Raw genomic sequence first — 23354 nt, 5'->3', positions numbered from 1 at the left:
ATGAGCCAGTACAAGGAAACCTACGCCGCATGGTCCGCCGACCCGCACGCCTTCTGGATGAAGGCGGCACAGGACATCGACTGGATCAGGAAGCCCGAAACGGCCTTCGATCCGGGCGCCGGTGCCTATGGGCGATGGTTCCCGGACGGCGTCTGCAACGCCTGCTGGAACGCGGTCGACCGGCATGTGGCAGCCGGGCACGGGGATCGGCTCGCCCTTGTGCACGACAGTCCGGTCACCGGCACCGTTCAGCGTTTCAGTTTTTCGCAACTGCAAACTGAAGTCGGGGCGCTGGCCGAGGTTCTCCGTCGGAACGGCGTCGAGACGGGTGACAGGGTCATCATCTACATGCCGATGGTGCCGGAGGCGATCTTCGCCATGCTGGCCTGCGCACGGCTGGGCGCCATCCATTCGGTCGTTTTCGGGGGATTCGCCGCGGCCGAACTCGCGACGCGCATCGATGACGCCAGGCCGAAAGTCATTGTCTCCGCATCCTGCGGCATAGAACCCACGCGGATCGTGGCCTACAAACCGCTTCTCGATGCCGCCATCGAGATGTCGGCGGACAAGCCCGAGACCTGCCTCATTCTGCAGCGCGACGCTCTTGTGGCGGACTTGAACCCGGCCCGGGATCTCGATTTCGCTGAAGAGGTCGCCGCGGCAAGGGGAACGCTGCCCGACTGTGTCCCCGTCAAGGCAACCGATCCGGCCTACATTCTCTACACCTCCGGCACGACAGGACAGCCAAAGGGTGTCGTCCGCGATACCGGCGGACATATGGTCGCCATGAAGTGGTCCATGGAACATCACTACGATGTCAGGCCGGGCGAAGTGTTCTGGGCGGCTTCGGATGTCGGCTGGGTCGTCGGACACTCCTATATCTGCTACGCACCGCTGCTTCACGGATGCGCCACGGTCGTCTACGAGGGCAAACCCGTCGGGACGCCGGACGCCGGTGCCTTCTGGCGCGTGATCGACGATCACGATGTCGTCGCGCTCTTCACCGCGCCGACCGCGTTTCGCGCGATCCGCAAGGAAGATCCGGACGGCGCACTGATCGGCCGTCACGACCTCAGCCGGTTCCGCACGCTGTTTCTCGCAGGAGAACGCTCCGACCCGGCAACCATAAAATGGGCGCAGCAGAAACTGCAGCGTCCGGTGATCGATCACTGGTGGCAGACCGAGACTGGCTGGCCGATGTCCGGCAACCCGGTCGGCCTTGGTACGCTTCCGGTGAAACCGGGATCGCCCGGCGTTCCGATGCCGGGTTACGAGATCGAAGTCCTCAGCGACGAGGGACATCCCCTGCCCGCCGGAACGCTCGGCAACATCGTCTGCAAACTGCCGCTGCCCCCTTCGGGCACGCCGACGCTGTGGAACGCCGAAGATCGTTTCTTCAAGGCCTATCTGGAAGAGTTTCCGGGCTACTACGCCACGTCCGATGCCGGGATCATCGATGAGGACGGATATGTTTTCATCATGGCCCGCACCGACGACATCATCAATGTCGCCGGGCACCGCCTGTCCACGGGCGCGATGGAGGAAGTCATTTCCGCCCACAAGGACATTGCCGAATGCGCGGTGGTGGGCGCTGCTGATGCGCTCAAGGGGCAGATGCCGATCGGGTTCTTTGTCCAGAACGACGGAGCCGGGCGCGATCCGGGCGAACTGGAACGGGAACTGGTTGCGCTGGTGCGCGAAAAGATCGGCGCGGTTGCGGCTTTCAAAACCGCGATGGAAGTCGAGCGGCTTCCGAAAACCAGATCCGGCAAGGTCTTGCGCGGCACGATGCAGAAGCTGGCCGACAACGAAGACTTCAAGATGCCCGCGGCGATTGACGATCCGGCCATTCTCGACGAGATATCCGGCGTACTCTCAAGACGCAGTTATGGAAAGGGAACGGCATGATCGAACGGCTTCATACCGGAAAGCGCATGAGCAAGATCGTCAGGCACAACGGCACTGCCTATCTGTGCGGCCAGGTCGGTGCAGGCGAAACCGTGGCGGACCAGACGCGCGACTGCCTGTCGCGCATCGACGCGCTTCTCCTGGAAGCGGGGTCGGATCGCGAACACATTCTCCAGGCCATCGTCTGGCTCGCGGACATGGCTGATTTCGCGGAGATGAACGCCGTCTGGGACGACTGGGTTCCGGAAGGGTTCGCCCCGGCGCGCGCCTGTGGAGAGGCGCGTCTCGCGCGCGACGTGCTCAAGGTCGAGATTATCGTCACGGCCGCCATCAAGGAGGGATCATGACATGGACATGCCGGCTGTCGAACTCCGACAAGTGAACAAGTACTACGGAGAGTTCCATGCCCTGAAGGACATCGATCTGTCCGTCACGAAGGGCGAGAAAATCGTCGTGTGCGGACCGTCCGGATCCGGAAAATCAACCATGATCAGGACCATCAATCAGCTGGAAGAACACCAGTCCGGAAAGATCCTGATCCATGGCGACGAGATTTACGCCGAGGCCCACAACATCGAACTGCTCCGCCGCGACGTCGGCATGGTGTTCCAGCATTTCAACCTGTTTCCGCACATGACGATCCTGGAGAACTGCACGCTCGCGCCGGTCCTGGCGCGCAAGGAAAGCAAGGCGGATGCCGAGGCACATGCCATGCAGTACCTGGAGAAAGTCCGGATCGCCGACCAGGCGCAGAAGTATCCGGGGCAGTTGTCGGGCGGTCAGCAGCAACGCGTCGCGATCGCGCGGGCGCTGTGCATGCGGCCGGACATTCTCCTCTTCGACGAACCGACCTCGGCGCTCGACCCCGAAATGATCGGCGAGGTCCTGGATGTCATGGAGACGCTTGCAAAAGAGGGGATGACCATGATTTGCGTCACCCACGAAATGGGCTTCGCAAAACGGGTCGCCGACCGGGTCATTTTCATGGATGCCGGTCAGATCGTCGAAGAGGCGGATCCCGTTTCCTTCTTCGACCACCCCACCAATCCGAGAACAAGGACCTTCCTCGAACAGGTGCTCACCCACTGAACGCCCGCCCCCCTCGAACAAACCCGCCTCCCAAGGCAGCCCACCTGCACCCGGCCCTTTGCCGGGTTCTTTTTTCACTTGGGCTTGGATTTAAGTTCTGCCGGCTCGCAATGACGGCCTTCGGGAAATGCAAACCGGGTCGCTGACCCCATTGTCACGCAACTGTCTCCCAAAGATTGTCGCACGCCGAAATCCACAAACGCTGGCGTGAACACATCAACGCTCTGGCATCTTTCGGTGTTTGCGAGCGCGCGCTCCTCGGCCGCGTCCCAATTCTTCTGGTGGGGAACCAACATTTCCCGGCCGCGACGTGAGTGCGGCCAGCTCGGCGAAAACCCTCATTACAAAGAATAGACTTCATTCTGCGCTCAAAATGTGTCAACTTATATTGACACTCAAGACAGGCGGGAACCATGTCCAAACCGTTTCCCTTTTCGGCAATCGTCGCCCAGGAGGATATGAAGAAGGCACTGCTGATGGCAGCGGTTGAGCCCCTTCTTGGCGGCGTCCTCATTTTTGGCGACCGGGGCACCGGCAAATCAACTGCGGTCCGCGCCCTTGCGGAGTTGCTTCCGAAAATCGAGACCCGCGCCGGTTGCCGGTTTAACTGCGAGCCCGGGCGCCCACAGGACGCCTGCCCTGTTTGTAGTGCACCAAACGCTCCAAAAACGCCGAAAGTGACCAAAACCCGAACGCCCATGGTCGACTTGCCGCTTGGGGCAACAGAGGACAGGATCTGCGGCGCGCTCGACTTGGAAAAAGCCCTCGTAGCGGGCGAGAAAGACTTCGAGCCGGGACTGCTCGCAAGCGCTAACCGTGGCTTTCTCTACATCGACGAGGTCAACCTGCTGGAAGATCACCTTGTTGATCTGTTGCTCGACGCGGCCGCCTCGGGTGTCAACGTTGTTGAACGCGAAGGCCTCAGCATCCGTCACGCCGCACGCTTCGCACTCGTGGGCAGCGGCAACCCGGAAGAAGGCGACCTGCGACCGCAGTTGCTGGACAGGTTCGGTCTCGCCGTGGATGTGCGCACCATCGATGATCTGAAACAGCGGATCGAGGTGATCCGGCGCAGGGACGCCTTCGAGGCGGATCCGGATGGGTTTTGCCAGAGCTGGGCGCGCAAGGATGCCGCCATCCGTAACCGCGTCGTAAAGGCACGCAAGATCCTGCGCGACGTGGACATTCCCGACGATGTCCTGACCCGCATGTCGCAATTGTGTATGGGGCTTGGCATAGACGGGATGCGCGGTGAATTGACCCTGATGCGCGCCTGCAGAGCCACTGCCGCACTTGGCGGACGTCTGGAAGTCTCCTGGAGCGACGTGTCCGAGATCTCTCCGCTCGTGCTTTGCCACCGCCTGCGCCGCGATCCACTTGACGATGCCGGCAGTGCGCCACGCGTGGAGCGGGCTATTGCCGCTGTCGGCGCGGACGCCGTCCATGGCTGAATCCGGCGCAGGATGCGGCTTTGAACCCGTTCCGGGCCCCGATCGGTCCGGTGCCTGGGACGACGCTCTCCTTGCAGCGAGACTTCTCAAGACCGGCGGCAGTCAACTGGGTGGCCTGTGGCTGAAAGCGCGTGCCGGCGGCGTTCGTGACGCCTACATTGCGCACCTGAAGGAAAGTTTCGGCTCGAGAACGCACTGGATCAGGGTTCCCAATTCCGTCGGTCACTCCGCCCTCCAGGGCAGCATCGACATCCCGGGAACTGCCAAGACTGGACGGGTTGTCACGATGCCAGGCCTGCTGGCACGCGCAGACCAGGGCATTTTGCTCCTGCCCATGGCCGAAAGACTGGACGCTGCAACTGCAGCCGTCATCGGCGACGCAATCGACACGAAAGTGTGCCGCTCGCCATTGCAGTCGAAGGATCGTGGCGCCATGCAGGTGAAAACACGCTTTCAGGTGATTGCAATTGATGAATCAGCCTCACCCGACGAGCATCTGCCTTGTGCGCTTTCGGACCGTCTCGGGCTGATCGTGGATCTGCATGCCGTTTCCTGGAGCGAAGTTTTCGAAACAAGCCCGGGCGCGCGGCAAGATGCATATCTGAGCTGGCAAGACGTTGAAATCTCGACCGCAATCGCAGAACTGCTGGCCCAGGTCGCCGGTGCGGTCGGCAGCTCTTCTTTACGTCGATTGCGCTACCTCACAATGGTCGCTCGCATGCTGGCGGCCATGGAAAGCAGAGGAAGTGTTGTCGAAGCTGATGCGCTGGGAGCTCTGCGCTTGTGCCTTGGTGTAAGTCTGCAGGCGCAGCCAGTTGAGGAAGAAGGTCAGGGTCCAGAAGATCGCGCACAACCGTCTCCCGATGGATGCCAGGCCGAACAGTCCGAACCGGCCGAGCCCGAGTTGAAAGATGAGGACCGGACCAACTCGCCGCAGGACCTGACCGAATTGACGGAGTTGCTATCCGCGGTCGAGGCCGGAACCATCTCTGGACTGCCCGAGCTTGCGGGCAAAAGTCCGGCGCGGTCCAGCACTTCCCGGACGGGGAAGGCGGGAACGCCTCAGAAGAACGCCCGTCGCGGCCGGCCGGTTGCCGTTTCCCGTACAGCGCCCTTCCCGGACGCGCGGCCGAGCATTATTGCGACGCTGCGCGCTGCAGCCCCCTGGCAGGTGATCCGCAGCCAGAACCGGGCCGTGCTGCTCGCGCGTCTGTCTGATCAGGACAAACGGCAGGTGAAACAGCCTCGCGCGCTGATCACACGGGATGACTATCGCTTCCAGCGTTTGCGTCATGAAACGCCTTCAACCGCCATCTTCATGGTGGATGCATCGGGATCAACGGCTCTTGAACGCCTCGGTGAAACCAAGGGTGCGATCGAGCAGTTGCTGTCCAGGTGCTACGTGCGCCGCGACGAGGTCGCCATGATTGCATTTCGCGGCAGGAGCGCAGAAACGGTACTACCGCCGACCCGCTCACTGGTCATGGCAAAACGCAAACTTGCGGGTCTGCCGGGTGGAGGCCCGACACCCCTGGTCTCCGGACTGGAAAAGGGGCTGGAACTTGCCTTGTCCGTCCGCCGGCAGGGCAGCACGCCGGTCATGGTGTTGCTGACCGATGGTCGCGGAAACATTGCGCGGAACGGGGAACCGGACAGGAACCGCGCCAAAGAAGAACTCGGGCTTGTCGCCGGTCAATACCGGAGCCTGGAAATGCGCTCGATCTGCATCGACATTGCCCGCCGGCCGCGCGAATCCGTCGCCTCACTCGCCGAAACCATGGGAGCGGACCTGCACGTCCTGCGCCACGCGGATGCCGGATCGATGTCGGACGTTGTCGATGCTTCCTTGCAGGAGGCAAGAGGATGACGCGGGATCGTGACTGGCTGGACTGGGAAAGAGACGGAGCCGATTGGCCGTTTCGCAATGCCAGCCGGTTTGTCGAGGTTGCAGGGTATCGCTGGCATGTTCAGGATCTTGGACAGCCGAACGCGCCCTGTGTCCTTTTGATCCACGGCACCGGTGCTGCCTCGTTTTCATGGCGCAATGTGGTGCCGCTTCTGGAGAACCGTTTCAGGCTGATCGTACCGGATCTCCCATGCCATGGTTTCACGCGCCCAACTGCGACCCCGGACCTCTCCCTTGAAGGCATGACAACCTCGATCCGGTCTCTCCTGAATGAGCTGGCTTTCCAACCGCTTACCATCATCGGCCATTCGGCGGGCGCAGTCATTGGTGTCTCGCTCGTTTCTGCCGCTCAAAAATCCATGGAGCACGACCGACACTCGCACCGCGTTCTTGGCATAAACGGAGCGCTCAAACCGATCCGTGGAAATCGTGTCCTGTCTCCTATGGCAAAAGCGCTTTTCGCGAACCCGCTATCGGCCTCGATGTTTTCCCTTTTGGCAAAGTCAACGCCACTGGGTCAAAACCTCTTGACGGCAACTGGGTCTCCGATCGATGCACACGGTGAAGAAATCTATCGCCGGCTGCTGGGATCGGCCGGACACGTGCGCGGCGCGCTCGGCATGATGGCCTCCTGGGACCTGTCCCATCTCAACGCCATGCTTCGGCGCCTTCCAACGCCGCTCGATCTGTTTGCGGCAGAAGACGACCCGATGGTTCCGGCCACAAGCTCGAAGAGAGCAGCAAGCCTTGCAAGGCACGGCAGTCTCACCCTGACACCCAAAGGCGGGCACCTGGTCCACGAATGCCACCCGCAGACCGTTGTCGACTGGATCGAAACCATCGTCCCGAACGGCCAGTCGAATGGGGCGGACGCAGCATGAGGCGCAAAAGCCCCCCCTTCGAAACGCCGCTGAAAAGAGCCAGATCTTCCAGGCGCACGCACTGCTGGAGATGTGCGTGATGTCGCGCGGCAAATCCATAACCGTTCTGCTGACGCTTGGGCGCTTGCCGAAAGCGCTCGAACTCGCGCGTGCGCTCACTGCAGCCGGATGCCGGGTGCTGGTTGCCGATCCTTTCGGCTTTCACCTTTGCCGCGCGTCGAACGCTGTCGAAAGATCCTGTAAAACGCCTTCGCCGCACAGCCACCAGGAACAATACCTTGCCGGCCTGCTCGATATAGTCGCGCGCGAGAAGGTCGACCTTGTCCTTCCCGTTTCAGAAGAAGCACTTCATGTCAGCCTCTTGAAGAACCGGCTGCCGGAAGGAACCCGGCTCTTCGCGTTATCCAACGAAGTTCTTCAGGCCCTCCATGACAAATATACTTTCACCCAGACTGTTGAAAACGCAGGGTTAAAAGTCCCCGAAACGTATCTTGCCTCCGACGAGCAGGCATCGCGCCTTGCAGAGTCTGGCGACACTGTCCTGAAACCGAGGCTCGGCTGCTCCGGACAGGAATTGCGCATGCTGAAACCCGACAGCCTCCCGAAGGAGCCGCTTGGAAACGCGGACACCATCATTCAAAAGCGGATTTTCGGGCGGGAGGTCAGCACCTTGAGCCTCTGCCGAAATGGCGAAGTGCTCGCGCATGTCACCTACGAAGGCAACGTCTTCGCCGGCACGGTTGCGGTCTGTTTCCAACGCGTAGACGATTTGCCTCAGGTGGAGCAATGGGTCGCGGACTTCGCCCGGTCCGGCAACTGGTCCTACTTCGTGGCCTTCGACTTCATCGTGGATGACGATGGGAGACCCTGGCCGCTGGAATGCAATCCGCGCCTCACCAGTGGAATCCACTTCATGGAGCCCGCCGATATAGCCGAGGCGATAATCGGCTTCGATACGGTAGCAAAAGTCGGGTTGAAGGCAGAAAAGAGGTTTCAGGAAGGACACACGACGCTACTGCAGGTCTATGGCAACATCTTCCGGCCAAAGAAGGCTCTGCATCATCTTCGCGCGATGCTGGGCGCAAGGGACGTCCTTTGGTCCCTTGCCGACCCCGCCCCTTTTGCGCTCATGACACCCTACTCCTGGCCCGTTCTCAAACAGGTGATGTTTCGCGGCCGAACCTTCGGCGAAGCTGCAACACGCGACATAGCCTGGCCGCCGCAAAGATCCGTCCGGAGCGACGCTTCATCGCCGGCAGTCAAACCCGTTAGTGCCCATGGTTCCTGTTCTTGACCCGCACCTGGATTTCCTGCGACGGCCGCGTTGTCAGGCGCGCCGCCGGCCTCACCTCTCCGGTTCCGACCGGAGAAAAGTCGAACGCGCGCGTCAAGCGCCCCAGGATCAATGCGCTTTCAATCGCCGCGAAGCCGGCACCGACGCAGGTGTGAGGTCCGGAGCCGAAGGGAATGTAGGTTCCGGGCAAAACCTCCTTCTCCCGTTCCGGCATGAAACGATCGGGATCGAAGCGATCGGGATCCTTCCAGTAGCGCGTGTGCCGATGAAGCGTCCAGGGGGAAATCATCAGGAGCGCGCCTTTGCGCACTTTGTAGGTACCGATCCGTGTTGCCTTGAGAGCAACGCGAGGCATGAAGGTGATTGGCGGGTAAAGCCGCAGAGATTCCCGGAAAATGGCCCTGGTGTAGGTAAGCGAGCGCGTCGCCTCGAAGGTGAGTTCCCGGCCCTCGGCGGCAGCGTCGACTTCACCCCGCAGCCGCGCGAGCACGTCGGGACACATCGCGAGCATGTAAAAAGCCCATGTGAGCGCACTCGCCGTTGTTTCGTGCCCGGCGAGGAAAAAGACCCCAAGCTGGTCGATAAGCTCGTCACGCGTGAAGGGCTCACCGGTTTCCGCGTCCCGCGCGGAAATGACCGCGCTGGCGATGTCATCGAAGCGGTTGGCATCAGGGCCGGTATGCGTATCGATCAGACCGCCCAGATGATGGCGGATGCGCTTACACGCGGCCAGCACCTCGGAGCTTTGGGGCACCTTTGTCCAGGCCGGGTCCATGATCAGCCGCCAGATCTTCACCTGCGCGACACCGCGTTCAAAGACTTCGAAATCATCAAAGACGTCTCTGGAAATCTGGGTGTCGAGAGATGTCGAAAACACCGTCCTGCAGATGATGTCCGCCGTCAGCTCACTCATGATCCGGTCGAGCGAAAGGACTTCGCCGCGTTCGGCGCTCGATCGCAGGCGTTCGATATAGGCGTCGACGGCTTTCTGCATCGCCGTGAAGGCGTGCGTCAGGCGCATCTTGGAAAAGGCCGGGTCGATCATGGCCCTTTGCCGCCGCCACTTGGCCCCGTCCGAGACAAAAATGGAGTCGCCGATCAGAGACTCCAGCGCCCCCACCATGAGGTCGCTCTTGGGAAAGATGCCGTCTGCATCGTGAAGGATCTGACGCACAAGTTCAGGATCGTTGAACAACTTGATCGAACGCCGCGAATAGCCGAGTTCCCCGGCATCCATGGCAAAGGCGGCACCGGGCAGAAGACTGAGAAGGTCTCCCTCCCCGTTCCAGACCGTGCGCAAAAGCGCCATGACAGGCGGCAAACGCGACGGGCGCGGGGGAACGTAGATCTCAGCTGCCGACATTTTTTCCTCCGCGCCTCAAGGTGTTGCAGGCCATCACGGGAGATCTCCACCCATGACCGTTTATGACCTCTTCAAAGTGTTCATCGCCCTTCATATCGCGACGGGCGCGCCGGGACTGATCGGTTTCTGGGTGCCGGTTTTTGCCAAGAAGGGCGGGGAAAGACACCGGTGGTGGGGCCGGCTTTTCGCCGCGGCCATGCTGTTCACCGGCACGGTCGCCATGCTGATGGCGACGCTCACGCTGATTGCCCCGATGGCGACCCACCCCCATCTCGTCCACCACGCGGAGTTCTCCGATCCGGTTCTGGTCCGCGGGATATTCGGCTGGATGATGCTTTATCTCGGGCTTCTGACAGTCAACCTTGCCTGGTACGGCTGGCTTTGCGCCGTCAACAAACGGGACCAGCGCAAAAACCAGACGCCTTTGAACTGGGGACTGCAGGCCGCGCTGTTCATTGCCTCCGCAAACTGCGCGCTGCAGGGAGTCCTGATCGCGCAGCCCATGATGATTGGCATTTCCATGGTCGGATTTGCGACGGTTGCGACGAATGTCTGGTTCCTGCTCAAACGCAATCCGGGCCCGGTCGAGTGGCTGCTGGAACATATCAAGGCGATCGTGGGCACCGGGATCTCGGTCTACACGGCCTTCTTTGCATTCGGCGCCGTGCGCCTCATGCCGGAACTCGCGCTCGCGCCCGGGCTCTGGGCGATCCCTCTTGCAACCGGTCTGGCACTGATCTTCTACCATCGTTATCAAGTCAGCCGTCGTTTCCTGAACAGGACTGCAAGACCTCCCAGCGGCAGGCCTCTCGACCTGGATGCCGCAGAATAATCTGAAAGGGTCTTCTTTCTGAGACAGAAAAGTGTAAACTAAAATTTACACAAGGGAAGAGCCTGATTGACATGCTGTTGTCCAGCCAGGCCGGATCGATGGGGAAAGGAGCACAAACGTGAACATTGCCCCGGACATTCCATCAACGATCGCGGAACCGGACAGGGCACGAGCGCCCCACGCCGTCGTGATCGGGGCGGGCGTTGGCGGACTGTCCGCCGCGGCCCTCCTGGGCAAAAGGGGCTACCGGGTAACGGTTTTCGATCCTCTGGACGTACCGGGCGGGCGCGCCTACGCCTACCGGCAGGACGGGTTCACCTTCGATGCCGGGCCGACGATCATCACCGCGCCATGGCTGTTCGAAAAGCTCTGGGCAGATTGCGGCGGCAGACTGGAAGATGATCTGGACATTCGCGAGAACAACCCGTTCTACAAGATCCGTTTCTCCGATGGCTCGGTGTTCACCTATTCGGGAGACCAAGCCGCCATGGAAGCGGAGATTGCGCGCTTCGAGCCCGATGACGTGGCCGGATACCGCAGCTTCATGGAAGAAAGCCGCCAGATATACGAGTATGCCTTTCTGGAACTTGCCGACAAGCCGTTTCACAGCCTGGCTTTCACGCTGAGCACATTTGCGCAACTCGTCAGGCTCGGGGGATACCGATCGGTCTACAGCGTCGTCAAGAAGCACTTCAAGAGCGACAAACTGAGGTCGGTCTTCTCATTTCATCCGCTTCTCATTGGCGGCAACCCCTTCACGACAACGTCCTTCTACTGCCTGATCGCGCATCTCGAGAGCAAGCACGGCGTTCACTATGCGATGGGCGGAACGAACAAGCTCGCCCACGGAATTGCGGGCCTCGTTGAAAGGAACAATGGCACCCTCCGTCTGAACGAGACTGTTGAAACAATTCTGACCGACGGCAAGAGGGCGACGGGTGTCCGTCTTGCGTCCGGCGAGACTGTTCCTGCGGATATCGTCGTCTCCAACTGCGATTCCGCGATGACATACGGCAAACTGCTGAAAGACCACCCGCGCAAACGCTGGACCGACCGCAAGATCAAGCGCGGCGACTTCTCGATGAGCCTGTTTGTCTGGTATTTCGGCACCGACCGCCGCTATGACGATGTCGGTCATCACACGATGCTCTTTGGGCCACGCTACAAGGGGCTGCTGGAAGATATCTTCATCAAGAAACACCTGGCGGAAGATTTCAGCCTCTATCTGCACCGTCCTTCGGCCAACGATCCGTCGGTCGCCCCGCAGGGCTGTGACGCGTTCTATGTTCTCAGCCCCGTTCCCAACCTGGCGAGCGGCACGGACTGGACGGCATTTGCCGAAACCTACCGAAAGAAAATTGAAGCGCAGCTTGAAGAAACGGTGTTGCCGGAGCTCTCCAAGCATGTGGTGAGTTCGCGTGTTCTGACACCAGTGGACTTTCGCGAGCGCCTCCTGTCCTGGCAGGGCGCTGCGTTTTCCTTTGAGCCCAAACTGCTCCAGAGTTCCTGGTTCCGGCCGCACAACAAAAGCGAGGAACTTGAGAACCTCTACCTGTGTGGAGCCGGAACACATCCTGGAGCAGGATTGCCCGGCGTTGTCTGTTCGGCGCAAATCGTGGCGGACCTCGTGCCCGATCCCGCATCGTTGGTTCAATCCGGGCAAAGCGCGGGGGAATCGGGATGAACAAGGTCAGTCAGAGTGCGCTGGAAGGCTTCGAACCCTTTGCACTTCACGCAAAAAGCGCACTGGACTCCTCCGACAAGCGCTACGGTCTCTCACGCTACAGGAGCGACCTGAATGCCTGCACCGCATCGATTCGCAAAGGCTCCAAGTCGTTTCACCTTGCCTCGTTGCTCCTGCCCCCCGAAACCCGAAAGGCAGCCGTTGCACTTTATGCGTTCTGCCGCCATTCGGATGACCTGATCGACGATCCTCGTTCGGACAGGCACTCGCTTCAGCAACTGCGAGAAAGGCTCGACCTTATCTACCGGGGTGCGCCGGCAGACTATCCCTGCGACCGTGCCTTTCAGAAGACCGTCAGAGACTACGCTATACCCAAGTGTATCCCCGCCGCATTGCTCGACGGCTTTGAAATGGACATTTCCAAGCGAACCTACCGGACACTGGAAGACGTGAAGGAATACGCAACAGGCGTTGCAGCAACCGTCGGCCTGATGATGGCTCTTCTCATGCGCACCGGCGAGCCGGAACACCTTGCCCGGGCCGCGGACCTCGGCATTGCGATGCAGCTCACCAATATTGCCCGGGATGTCGGTGAAGACGCGCGAAACGGGCGTATCTACCTGCCGATGGATTGGCTCGACCAGCACGGGATCAATCCGCAGACATTCCTTGTATCTCCCCGGTTTTCCCCCGAGATCGGTCAGGTCGTGAAGCGCCTGTTGCAGGAAGCCAACCGTCACTATCGCCTGGGCCATGCAGGCATTTCCGCTCTTCCGTCAGATTGCCGGCACGCGATCCGTTCTGCAGCTCTCATCTATGAAGAGATTGGCACGGAGATCGTGGCGAACGGGTATGACAGCGTGACGCAAAGGGCGCACACAAGTCTGATGCGCAAAGTTTCGCTCCTGGCGGCTGCGCGCAGGCCCGCTACAGACCGAAGCGCCAGCGCAAAGCAAGCGAGGGAGACAGCAGCCGATCCCGCGGCAGCCGGGCTCGTCAATGCAGCTGCCCGCTCCTTCTCGATCGCCAAGGCCAAAAAATCGTTTCAGTCAAACGAGCTGCCGGACGTTTCCTCGTCTGAACGGTTGCTGTGCCTCTTGATCCGGCTACAAAACGAAAGCCGGCAGGATGTTCGCTTCCACAAACTGGCGGCGCGGCAGCGCGCGGCAAGGCTGACGTGAGACGCGGCAAATCCAGCCACTGACGGACTTAACTCCTGGTGTTTCTGGGCATCCTGAAAGGCAGCATCATCCGTACGAACGGATTGGCAAGGCGCGTACAATCAAGGGTCTCGTGCACCATCTGGAGTCGCTCTGCCTTCAGCGTCGTCTCGACCAGCGACCGTGTGTAAAACGGCGTGTCTTCCAACCGTCTTGACCTGCTTGGTCTGGCCGCTTCCTCGCAGTGTATGTTGCCGCGTATGCCCCATGCCCCGCGCGGCAAGGATTGTCGGTTCGGCAAAGCGATCGGTTCGGCATCACGCCCGGCGGAGAAAGCAAGACCAAGCGTGCGCTCTTCGTCGTTGCGCATCTTGGCGTCGTAAAGAACGATCGTCCTCCCGCCCAGCGCCCGTCCACGCGCCCAGTCCCAGGACGTGAAATCGCTTTCGAGCGGACGGGACCCGAAGTTGAGATCGTGATACGCCTCCCCTTCCCAGCCGCCGCCCGGAAGAAGATCGCACTCCACCTTTAGCCGTGCCTGCGGGACCAATGGCCACCACACGTGACGGCCATCCGCATCCAGGTCGAGCGGCTTCAAGTGCAGAAACTCCGGCTCCAGACGGATGCGACCCGCGAACCGCCGGGGCAACAGTCTGTGTCCGGGCCAGGGAAGCGCCGTTTCTTCGAATTCCAGTTCCAATCCGCCATCGGACCAGCCCAGGCCGCTACTCCCGATCCAGAGGCTGCTGGAGGTGCGGGCGAGGCTCTTTGAGCCGCGTTCAGTCATTGCCCAGATGTTTCCGGAGGGCTGATAGAGCGCCACGTTGAATGCCACGTGGTTCTCCGGCTGCTTGCGGCCGGAAAGATGGTAGTAGGGAGAAAACACGGACCCTATGAAGGCAATGACCGTGAGGGCGTAGGTGCCGCAGTCGCTGGTCGCGTCGACATACCACCACTGATAGCCGCCCGGCGGAACCGACCGGTCATAGCGGTATCCGCCATCAGCTGTTCGGCTGCCAGTTTCCCCGACAGCGCGGCCATCGGTATCCCCGGTCCCGGGTGGACGCTGCCCCCGGCCAGATAGAGCCCCACCAGCTTGCCCTTCGCCCCCATCCGGCTGAATGACGCCATCCAGCCGTGAGAGGCCTGACCGTAAAGTGCGCCTCCGGTTGCCGGGAAGAGCTTGTTGAACCCGTCCGGCGCTGTCAGAACCTGCGCTTTCCGGTCTCTGTGAAGCGTCAATCCGTTCTTCGCCAACCGGCGGTCCATCGCTGTGAGGCATTGCTCCAACTCGCTTGTCGAATAGCTGTGGGTGTCGCCGTCGGCCGGCAAGTTCATAAGGCAGTAAATGCGCTCATGGCCTGATTGCGGGCCGGCAGACTGGATGTCGCCAGAGCTGTTGCGGTCCTGTGCGCAAACATAGACCGTGGGATCTGCCGGGGCTGCGCGATCTCGAAAGACGGCTTGAAACTCGGCGTCGTAATCATCTGAGAAAAAGACCGTGTGATGTGTCAGCGGCACACCCTCCGTTGCCGCCAGGCCGCACGAAACCAGCGCCGATTGGGAGCGCTTCGCGGCAGATACTCTCTTGTAGGCCTTTCCGCGCGCCGGCGTCAGAAGGTCCTGGAGCGCACTGACATCGCCGTTGAAAATAACCCGATCTGCCTCGATCACCTCGCCGGATGACAGGCGGACACCCGTGACCTTGCGGTCAGACCCATCTGTTTCAATCTGATCGACGCGGGCACCGAAACGAAACAGCACACCATAGGATTCGGCCAAGGCCTGAAAACGGCGCGCAATCCCGTGCATGCCGTCTTTCGGGATCCAGACACCGGCCTGTTCAACATGTGCGACAAGCATCAGTGTCGCCGGCGCCGCATAGGGAGAAGACCCGCAATAGGTTGCATAGCGCCCGAAGAGCTGTCTCAGACGCGGATCGGAGAAATAGCCCCCCAAGGCCGTCCATAATGTCGAGAACGGACGCAGCGCCAGCATGTCCGCAAACCTGTGAAATCCGATCCGCCGGGACAATGTCACCGGATTGGGCCTGGACGCGCTGATAAACGTGTCCTTCAGGGTCTCGAAAACCCGTTTGCTGTCCGCGGCAAAGGCTCGATAGCCCGCTGCATCTTCCCGTCCTGAAAACGCTCCGATCGCATCTGCACTTTTCTCCACATCGGCATAAAGATCGAGCGCGGCGGCATCGGTCCAATAGTGCCGGGCAAGCAGATCCGCCTTATCCAGTGTGACTTCGTCTTTCAGACTGGTGTCCAAGTCCGACAGCACGTCGTCGAAGACCCACTTCATCGTCAGAACCGTCGGTCCGGCGTCGAAGGACTGGCCACCTGCCGCCACCTGACGCATTTTCCCGCCCGGCGCGGCCGCGGCCTCAAGCACCGTTACGGAAACACCGGTATTGGCCAGGCGCAATGCCGCGGCAAGACCGCCCATACCGGCTCCGATGATCACGACCCTGGTTTCCGGCATATTGCCCACAACGCGGTCCTTGAAGTTGACATTTCAAAGCAATGTGTCACTCTTAATTGACAGTATAACGTCAAACAAAATTGACATCCATGCTAAATTGAGGAGTGGCTCCATGGACCTGTCGGATCGCATCGAAACCGGGATGCAAGCAGCCATACGCTACGCCACCGCGAATGGGTGCCCTCAAAAACTCTCCGATGCTTTCCGATATGCTGTTTTCCCTGGAGGCGCCCGCATCCGCCCCAGACTGTCTATCGCTGTTGCGCTTGCATGCGGTGACCGCGACCCGAAAGTGGCAACGGCTGCTGCGACGGCAATCGAACTCTTGCATTGCGCCTCGCTGGTCCACGACGATCTGCCCTGCTTCGACAATGCGGCAACGCGGCGCGGCAAACCGTCGGTCCATATTGAATTTGGCGAAGAGATCGCCGTACTGGTCGGCGATGGCTTGATCGTGAGCGCCTTTGAAACCGTCGCGCGGGAAACCCAGCATGCCCCGGAACTGACCGCCCCGCTCATCTCGACCATCGCGAACGCAGTCGGCTCCCCCTATGGGCTGGTCGCCGGGCAGGCCTGGGAGAGTGAACCGGAAATCAACATAACCGCCTATCATCGCGCGAAAACGGCATCGCTTTTCACCGGTGCGGTTTCAACCGGCGCACTTTCCTCCAATGGAAACCCACTCGAATGGTACGCCCTGGCCGACGCCCTCGGAGCCGCCTATCAGGCAGCCGACGATCTATACGACGCCATGGATGACGATGGCAGCATGGGCAAACCGGCGGGACAGGATCAGGCGAACGGAAAGCCGAATCTGGTGGCGGAACTGGGCTTGGAAGGTGCGATGAAACAGCTGCACAACCTCGTTCTGCAGGCCGCTGACAGTGTTCCCGACTGCCGTGGGTCCGACATGCTCAGAGCCATGATCCACAAGGAAGCGAAGAGACTGATGCCGAAGAAACTCGCGGCAAGCGCTGCCTGAGGCCGCCAAACGGAGCAGAAAGTGGCAACAAGCAGAAACGACGAAGGCACAGCCCCCGACTTGAGCCTGCCATCCACTGCACCCCTCTATCAGGAGGCAGGAAAGCGCTTGTCCCGGCGCGCCGTTCGCTTTCGGCACTGGCGCAACCGCAAAATCGCATCGAAAAGCTTTCGGAACTGGATCATGCGCATCCCGGGCTTGCGCGTCATTGCCAACCGCAAAGCCGCAGCACTGTTTCGTCTAACGGCAGGTTTCGTCTTCACTCAGGTGCTCAGCACCTGCGTCAGGCTGGGTGTTTTCGAGCAGCTTGAGAAAGGCCCCCGGTCAGCGGAGCAATTGGCACACGCAAGCGGGACCCTGCCCGACAAAATGCAACTCCTCCTCGAACAAGCGGAGCGGCTGGATCTCGTAACCCAAGTTGAGCCGGGATCCTGGATGCTTGACGATGCCGGTGCGGTCGTGGCCGGCGATGAGGGTATCAGACAGATGGTCCTGCACCATGAGATGCTTTACCGGGACCTTGATTCGCCCGAAGACCTTCTGAAAAACCCGGAAAAAGAGACACGCTTGAAATCGTTCTGGGCATATGCGCGCGGCAGGCAAACGCTCGACCTGAACGAAGATACGGCACAAGACTATTCTGCCCTGATGCGAAGCAGCCAGAGCATGCTCGCCGATTGCATTCTGGATGCGCACGACTTCGGCAAATACGGATCAATCCTCGATGTCGGAGGCGGAGACGGCAGTTTCCTCACGGCCTGCGCCGCGCGGCACCCGGACCTGCATCTGCATCTGTTCGACTTGCCGGTCGTTGCCGATCTGGCACGCGGAAATCTGAACGCGAATGGACTGGCAAACAGGGCCAGTGTGCATGGCGGAGACTTTGTAAGCAGTCCGATCCCGGACACGGCCGACTGCGTCAGCCTCGTCCGTATCCTGTGCGACCATGATGACGATCGCGTTCGGGACATCCTCAGGAACCTGCATGCCTCGCTCCGGCCCGGCACGAAACTGATGATTGCCGAGGCAATGTCCGGCCCATCGGAAGGCGCCCGGCTCGCGGCCGTCTATTTCAGTTTTTACTTTCTCGCCATGGGGTCCGGGCGGTGCAGGAGCGACGCGGACATCAAGGCAATGCTTGTTGAATGCGGCTTCAACAAGCCGCGCACAATCAAGACCAACAATCCCCTGCTGGCAACTCTGGTGGTCGCTGAACGCTGATTTTCATGGCCATTGTTGCAAAATGTGTAAATATTAATTGACACTTTTGAGCGTCAATTTAAAATGACAGTTGTAACTGCTGGATCCGATGTGCGGGAGGCACAAAGATGGACACCACGGCAATTGTCTTTGAAGAGCCAGGCACGCTGAGCGTGAAGCAATTGGCACTGACACCGCCGGACACGTGCGACGTGGTTGTCGAAACTCTTTTCAGCGGAATATCCACCGGCACCGAGAAAATGCTTTTCGAAGGCTCCATGCCGCAGTTCCCCGGCATGGGTTACCCGCTGGTGCCCGGCTACGAATCGATTGCCACCGTCGTTGAGGCTGGATCAGGGTCCGGACGGCGGCCGGGCGAGACCGTATTCGTCCCCGGAGCGAACTGCTACGCCAATGCCGCCGGCCTTTTCGGAGCCTCCGCGGACCGCCTTGTTGTGCCCGGCAATCGGACCATACCGGTCCGGGAAGACATTGCGGAGGACGCCGTTCTGCTCGCGCTGGCCGCGACGGCGCATCGCGCCCTCAGCCGGGCGCAGGAGCCGGTCGATGTGATCATTGGCCACGGGGTCCTTGGACGTTTGATGGCGCGGATCGCCATTGCGCAAGGCCAGACGCCACCGCGTGTGGTGGAGTCCAGTCCCGAACGGCGCAGGGGCGCGGAAGGGTATGACGTTCTGAGCCCCGCCGGCAACGCCTCGAAAGCGGCAAGCTATTGCACCATCGACGCGAGCGGTGACCCCAGCGCCATCGACAGCGCGATCGCGGGATTGCACCGAAATGGCGTCCTGGTACTCGCCGGCTTCTACGGGGATACGGTGAGGTTCGCCTTCCCGCCTGCATTCATGCGCGAAGTCAATATCGCGCTCTCCGCCGAGTTCACGCCGGAAGACACCCATGCCGTTCTGGATCTTGTCGCGGACGGACGCCTTTCGCTGAAAGGCCTCATCACCCATCACGCACATCCGAAGGAAGCTTCGCAGGCCTATCGAACCGCCTTTGACGATCCTTCCTGTCTGAAAATGGTCATCGACTGGAGGAAGCCCTCATGATCCTCGAAAACCAGCCCGGTCAGCGTTACCGGATGCAGGACTTTCTCCGGGAGGAGGCCGCGGTGGAACCGGATGCCCCGGCAACCGGACCGGTTACCAAGGAAACGCAGATCATAGCGATTTACGGCAAAGGCGGCATCGGCAAGAGCTTCACCCTGGCCAACCTGTCTTACATGCTTGCACAACTTGGCAAGAAGGTCCTGTTGATCGGTTGCGATCCCAAGAGCGACACCACCTCGCTCCTCTTCGGCGGACGCGCCTGTCCGACCATCATCCAGACGGCATCGACCCGCAAGGAAGCCGGGGCTGAGGTCGCAGTTTCAGACGTCTGCTTCAAACGGGACGGCGTGTTCGCGATGGAACTCGGCGGTCCTGAAGTCGGACGCGGTTGCGGTGGACGCGGTATCATTCACGGCTTCGAGACGCTCGAGAAACTCGGCTTTCACGACTGGGACTTCGACTACGTCCTGCTGGACTTCCTCGGTGACGTTGTCTGCGGCGGTTTCGGACTGCCGATCGCCAGAGACATGTGCCAGAAAGTCGTCGTTGTCGGCTCCAACGATCTTCAGTCGCTCTATGTCGCCAACAATGTCTGCTCGGCCGTGCAGTATTTCCGCAAGCTTGGTGGCAATGTCGGTGTCGCCGGACTTGTCGTCAACAAGGACGACGGCACGGGCGAAGCCCATGCCTTCGCGGACGCCGTCGGCATTCCGGTTCTGGCGTCGATCCCGCAGGACGAGGACATTCGCCGAAAAAGCGCGAACTACCAGATCATCGGCATGCCGGGCGGGACCTGGGGACCACTCTTTGAGTCGCTGTCCATCAACCTGGCGGAAGCGCCGCCGGTGTTGCCCGACCCGCTTGATCAGGACGGCCTGCTGAACCTGTTCGATTCCAGCGAAACCGGTGCCGACTATCAACTCGAACCCGCGACACCCGAAGACATGTGTGCGGCCGGCGCGGCCGACAAGCCATCTCTCGAGGTGGTTTACGACACGATTTAAGACCGGACAGGATCATGAAAACGCACCCGAAGGAACGCGAGCCGGATCATGCAGGAAGCGCTGACGCCACCGGTGCTGACGAGGCCGCGCGCCCGGATGCGTCCTCGGATCTCAAGGCTGAAGGTGCCGGTTGCCACAGCAAGGCCGAGTTTTCAAAAGCCTCCGCACGCTCTCTTGGAAATGCGGACCTCATGGATCGGCTGGAGGCAGACTATCCCAAGGGTCCGCACGACCAGCCACAGTCCATGTGTCCGGCCTTTGGATCGCTGCGGGTCGGTCTGCGCATGCGCCGGGTTGCAACCATACTTTCCGGTTCTGCCTGTTGCGTTTACGGCTTGACCTTCACGTCCCACTTCTACGGTGCCAAGCGGTCCGTCGGGTACGTGCCGTTCGATTCCGAAACGCTGGTGACCGGCAAGCTTTTCGAGGACATTGTCGAATCGGTTCATGCAATGGCGGATCCGAAGAAATTCGACGCTGTTGTGGTGACAAATCTCTGCGTTCCGACAGCATCCGGCGTGCCGTTGCAGATGTTGCCGCGCCAGATTAACGGGGTGCGCATTGTCGGTATCGACGTGCCTGGCTTCGGAGTGCCGACACACGCCGAAGCCAAGGACGTCCTGTCAGCTGCCATGCTCGCCTATGCGCGGCAGGAAGCCGCCGAAGGCCCTGTCCTGCCGCCGCGTGACGGATTGAAGGACAAACCGACAGTAACGCTTGTGGGTGAAGTTTTCCCGGCCGATCCCGTTGTCATCGGCGGCATGCTCGAGCCCATGGGACTGGCCGCCGGACCAACCGTTCCTGTTCGCGAGTGGCGCGAACTCTATTCGGCGCTCGACTGTGCGGTGGTTGCCGGCATTCATCCGTTCTACACCGCAAGTTTCCGGGAATTCAAAGCCGCGGGCCGCGAAATCGTCGGCTCTGCTCCGATCGGCCTTGAAGGCACCGATGCCTGGCTTTCGGCGATCGGTGAAAAGTGCGGCATTGCTGCAGACAGGACCAACGCCAGCCGCAACGCGATGCGCGGTGCGATATCCGCTGCCCTTGGTGCCAATCGGATCGACGGACGTATCACCCTCTCGGGCTACGAGGGATCCGAACTGCTCGTCGGCCGCCTGCTCGTCGAACTCGGCGCCGATCTGCGCTATGTGGGAACCGCCTGCCCCAGAACCCCCTACAGCGAGGAAGATGCCCAGTGGCTGGAACAACATGGCGTCGAGGTTCGGTTCCGCGCGTCGCTGGAACAGGATCTGGACGCGTTCGAGGCGTTTGAGCCTGACCTGGCAATCGGCACGACGCCGGTCGTCCAGAAGGCGAAGGAAAGTGCAACACCTTCTCTGTACTTCACGAACCTCATCTCGGCCCGGCCGTTGATGGGGCCGGCCGGGACCGCGTCGCTGCCCGGTGTCATCTCCACCGCGATCGCCAACAAGGACCGGTTCCTGAAGATGCAGGACTTCTTTGAAGGGGTTGGCCAAGGGGACACATCCGGTATCTGGCAGGGGGTACCGGAAGACAAAAGCGGCTATCGCCAGAAATATGCCGCACGCCTCAAGAAGTCACAGAACGCGGTCGATAACGGGGAGAGCGTCGGATGCTGATCCTCGACCATGACAGGGCTGGCGGCTACTGGGGAAGCGTCTACGCCTTCACGGCCATCAAGGGGCTCCAAGTCATCATCGACGGCCCGGTGGGTTGCGAGAACCTGCCCGTCACCTCGGTCTTGCACTACACCGATGCGCTGCCACCACACGAGTTGCCGATCGTGGTCAGCGGCCTCTCCGAGGATGAGCTCGGTCAACATGGCACCGAAAGCGCGATCAAGCGCGCCCGCCAGGTGCTCGATCCGGATCTTCCGGCTGTCGTCGTGACCGGCTCCATTGCGGAAATGATCGGCGGTGGTGTTACGCCGGAAGGCTCAAACATCAAGCGCTTCCTGCCGCGTACAATCGATGAAGACCAGTGGCAAAGCGCGGATCGCGCCTTGAAATGGCTCTGGACCGAATTCGGACCCAAACGTGTTCCGAAACCGCGCAAGCGCAAGGAAGGCGCAAAGCCGAGGGTCAACATCATCGGTCCGATCTACGGCACCTACAACATGCCTTCCGACCTTCACGAGGTCCGGCGGCTGGTTGAAGGGATCGGTGCGGAAATCAACATGGTTTTCCCGCTTGGAAGCCATGTTGAAGACCTGCGGAAGCTTGGCGATGCCGACGCAAACATTTGCCTCTACCGCGAATTCGGCCGTCTGCTCTGCGAGACAATGGAGCGGCCCTACCTGCAAGCCCCCATCGGCATTCACTCCACGACCGCCTTCCTGGAAACACTCGGCGAGATCCTCGATCTCGACCCTCAGCCCTTCATCGAACAGGAAAAGCACACAACGCTCAAACCCCTGTGGGATCTATGGCGCTCCGTCACCCAGGACTTCTTTGCGACCGCTAATTTCGCGATTGTCGCGAATGAGACCTACGTGCGCGGCGTCCAGAACTTCCTTGAAGGCGAGATGGGACTGCCCTGCACGTTTGCAGTTGCCCGCAAGGCCGGCACCAAGACGGACAATCCGGAAGTCGCGGAACTCACCGCAAGCAATGCCCCCATGATCATGTTCGGTTCCTTCAATGAACGCATGTACATGGCGGAGGCGGGTTCTCGGGGTAAATTTATCCAGCTTTCCTATCCGGGGGCGATTGTTCGCCGGCACACCGGGACGCCTGTCATGGGCTACTCGGGCGCCTGCTGGCTGATTCAGGAAATCTGCAACGCCCTGTTCGACGTGCTTTTCGAAATCCTTCCGCGCGCCGGTGAGCTCGACGCGATCGAGGCGACCTCCGCGCGCCAGAAGACCGAATACCAGTGGCATCCGGATGCCCTCGCCGCACTCGACGCGCGGATCAACCGGGAACCGGTACTCGCGCGCATATCGGCCGCCAAGCGTCTGCGTGAGGCAGCCGAACTGGAAGCATGGGCCGACAACGCGACCGAGGTCACATTCGCCCATGTCGCAAGGATCGCAAAGACGGCCGGAGCTCCGGCATGA

General features: G+C 60.7%; 19 protein-coding genes. 16 read left to right on the top strand and 3 right to left on the bottom strand.

Going from position 1 to position 23354, the window contains the following annotated elements; all coding sequences use genetic code 11:
• The 7 genes from ACO08A_RS20415 (at nt 1) to ACO08A_RS20385 (ending at nt 8529) form a co-directional block, all read left to right on the top strand.
• Nucleotides 1–1908, top strand: a complete 1908-nt coding sequence (locus ACO08A_RS20415; protein WP_422037765.1) for a propionyl-CoA synthetase — start codon at nt 1–3, stop codon at nt 1906–1908.
• Nucleotides 1905–2255 carry a RidA family protein gene (locus tag ACO08A_RS20410; protein ID WP_421983973.1) on the top strand — a complete coding sequence of 117 codons (351 nt, stop codon included), beginning with the start codon at nt 1905–1907 and terminating at the stop codon, nt 2253–2255. The genes ACO08A_RS20415 and ACO08A_RS20410 overlap by 4 nt, the downstream gene beginning before the upstream one ends.
• Before the next feature lies 1 nt (nt 2256).
• Nucleotides 2257–2997 carry an amino acid ABC transporter ATP-binding protein gene (locus ACO08A_RS20405; protein WP_422037764.1) on the top strand — a complete coding sequence of 247 codons (741 nt, stop codon included), beginning with the start codon at nt 2257–2259 and terminating at the stop codon, nt 2995–2997.
• Nucleotides 2998–3410: 413 nt separating this feature from the next.
• The gene (bchI, locus tag ACO08A_RS20400; RefSeq protein WP_422037763.1) at nt 3411–4448 is read left to right on the top strand and encodes a magnesium chelatase ATPase subunit I; all 1038 of its coding nucleotides are present in this window, start codon (nt 3411–3413) and stop codon (nt 4446–4448) included.
• Entirely contained in the window at nt 4441–6315 is a 1875-nt protein-coding gene (locus ACO08A_RS20395; protein WP_422037762.1) for a VWA domain-containing protein, read from the top strand. The genes bchI and ACO08A_RS20395 overlap by 8 nt, the downstream gene beginning before the upstream one ends.
• The gene (gene bchO, locus ACO08A_RS20390; protein WP_422037761.1) at nt 6312–7235 is read left to right on the top strand and encodes an alpha/beta fold hydrolase BchO; all 924 of its coding nucleotides are present in this window, start codon (nt 6312–6314) and stop codon (nt 7233–7235) included. Before ACO08A_RS20395 ends, bchO begins: the two co-directional genes overlap by 4 nt.
• Entirely contained in the window at nt 7216–8529 is a 1314-nt protein-coding gene (locus tag ACO08A_RS20385; RefSeq protein ID WP_422037760.1) for an ATP-grasp domain-containing protein, read from the top strand. The genes bchO and ACO08A_RS20385 overlap by 20 nt, the downstream gene beginning before the upstream one ends.
• Here ACO08A_RS20385 and ACO08A_RS20380 read toward each other — a convergent pair.
• Complete coding sequence (locus tag ACO08A_RS20380) at nt 8504–9892, bottom strand: cytochrome P450 (protein WP_422037759.1); 1389 nt, start codon at nt 9890–9892, stop codon at nt 8504–8506. The two genes, ACO08A_RS20385 and ACO08A_RS20380, sit on opposite strands and share 26 nt — an antisense overlap.
• Nucleotides 9893–9944: 52 nt before the next feature.
• Between ACO08A_RS20380 and ACO08A_RS20375 the strand changes: the two genes are divergently transcribed.
• From ACO08A_RS20375 to ACO08A_RS20365, 3 genes are all read left to right on the top strand, one after another.
• On the top strand, nt 9945–10724 hold the full coding sequence (locus ACO08A_RS20375; protein WP_422037758.1) for a hypothetical protein: 780 nt from the start codon (nt 9945–9947) through the stop codon (nt 10722–10724).
• 118 nt (nt 10725–10842) lie between these two features.
• Nucleotides 10843–12408 carry a phytoene desaturase gene (locus tag ACO08A_RS20370; RefSeq protein ID WP_422037757.1) on the top strand — a complete coding sequence of 522 codons (1566 nt, stop codon included), beginning with the start codon at nt 10843–10845 and terminating at the stop codon, nt 12406–12408.
• Nucleotides 12405–13589: a phytoene/squalene synthase family protein gene (locus ACO08A_RS20365; protein WP_422037756.1), complete on the top strand. Its 1185-nt coding sequence runs from the start codon at nt 12405–12407 to the stop codon at nt 13587–13589. Before ACO08A_RS20370 ends, ACO08A_RS20365 begins: the two co-directional genes overlap by 4 nt.
• 28 nt (nt 13590–13617) lie before the next feature.
• On the opposite strand, the gene ACO08A_RS20360 is transcribed toward ACO08A_RS20365, so the two are convergent.
• Both ACO08A_RS20360 and crtD read right to left on the bottom strand, forming a co-directional pair.
• A complete protein-coding gene (locus tag ACO08A_RS20360) occupies nt 13618–14403 on the bottom strand; it encodes a carotenoid 1,2-hydratase (protein WP_422037755.1) in 786 nt (261 codons plus the stop codon).
• Between the two features lie 56 nt (nt 14404–14459).
• Nucleotides 14460–16058 (bottom strand): 1-hydroxycarotenoid 3,4-desaturase CrtD, encoded by a 1599-nt coding sequence (gene crtD, locus ACO08A_RS20355; protein WP_422041787.1) that lies wholly within the window; start codon nt 16056–16058, stop codon nt 14460–14462.
• Between the two features lie 112 nt (nt 16059–16170).
• Between crtD and ACO08A_RS20350 the strand changes: the two genes are divergently transcribed.
• The 6 genes from ACO08A_RS20350 to bchZ all read left to right on the top strand — a co-directional run bounded on the left by ACO08A_RS20350 (nt 16171) and on the right by bchZ (nt 23354).
• The gene (locus ACO08A_RS20350) at nt 16171–17040 is read left to right on the top strand and encodes a polyprenyl synthetase family protein (RefSeq protein ID WP_422037754.1); all 870 of its coding nucleotides are present in this window, start codon (nt 16171–16173) and stop codon (nt 17038–17040) included.
• Between the two features lie 21 nt (nt 17041–17061).
• On the top strand, nt 17062–18261 hold the full coding sequence (locus ACO08A_RS20345; protein WP_422037753.1) for a methyltransferase: 1200 nt from the start codon (nt 17062–17064) through the stop codon (nt 18259–18261).
• A 107-nt stretch (nt 18262–18368) separates the two neighbouring features.
• The gene (gene bchC, locus ACO08A_RS20340) at nt 18369–19310 is read left to right on the top strand and encodes a chlorophyll synthesis pathway protein BchC (protein WP_422037752.1); all 942 of its coding nucleotides are present in this window, start codon (nt 18369–18371) and stop codon (nt 19308–19310) included.
• The gene (locus tag ACO08A_RS20335; protein ID WP_422037751.1) at nt 19307–20314 is read left to right on the top strand and encodes a chlorophyllide a reductase iron protein subunit X; all 1008 of its coding nucleotides are present in this window, start codon (nt 19307–19309) and stop codon (nt 20312–20314) included. The genes bchC and ACO08A_RS20335 overlap by 4 nt, the downstream gene beginning before the upstream one ends.
• Nucleotides 20315–20328: 14 nt before the next feature.
• Entirely contained in the window at nt 20329–21915 is a 1587-nt protein-coding gene (gene bchY / locus ACO08A_RS20330) for a chlorophyllide a reductase subunit Y (RefSeq protein ID WP_422037750.1), read from the top strand.
• Nucleotides 21909–23354, top strand: a complete 1446-nt coding sequence (gene bchZ, locus ACO08A_RS20325; protein ID WP_422037749.1) for a chlorophyllide a reductase subunit Z — start codon at nt 21909–21911, stop codon at nt 23352–23354. The genes bchY and bchZ overlap by 7 nt, the downstream gene beginning before the upstream one ends.

Origin of the sequence: Roseibium sp., assembly GCF_965232425.1 — a bacterium.
GTDB lineage: Bacteria > Pseudomonadota > Alphaproteobacteria > Rhizobiales > Stappiaceae > Roseibium.
Note: the sequence above shows the minus strand (reverse complement) of the source record. Positions and strands in the feature narration are given on the sequence as shown.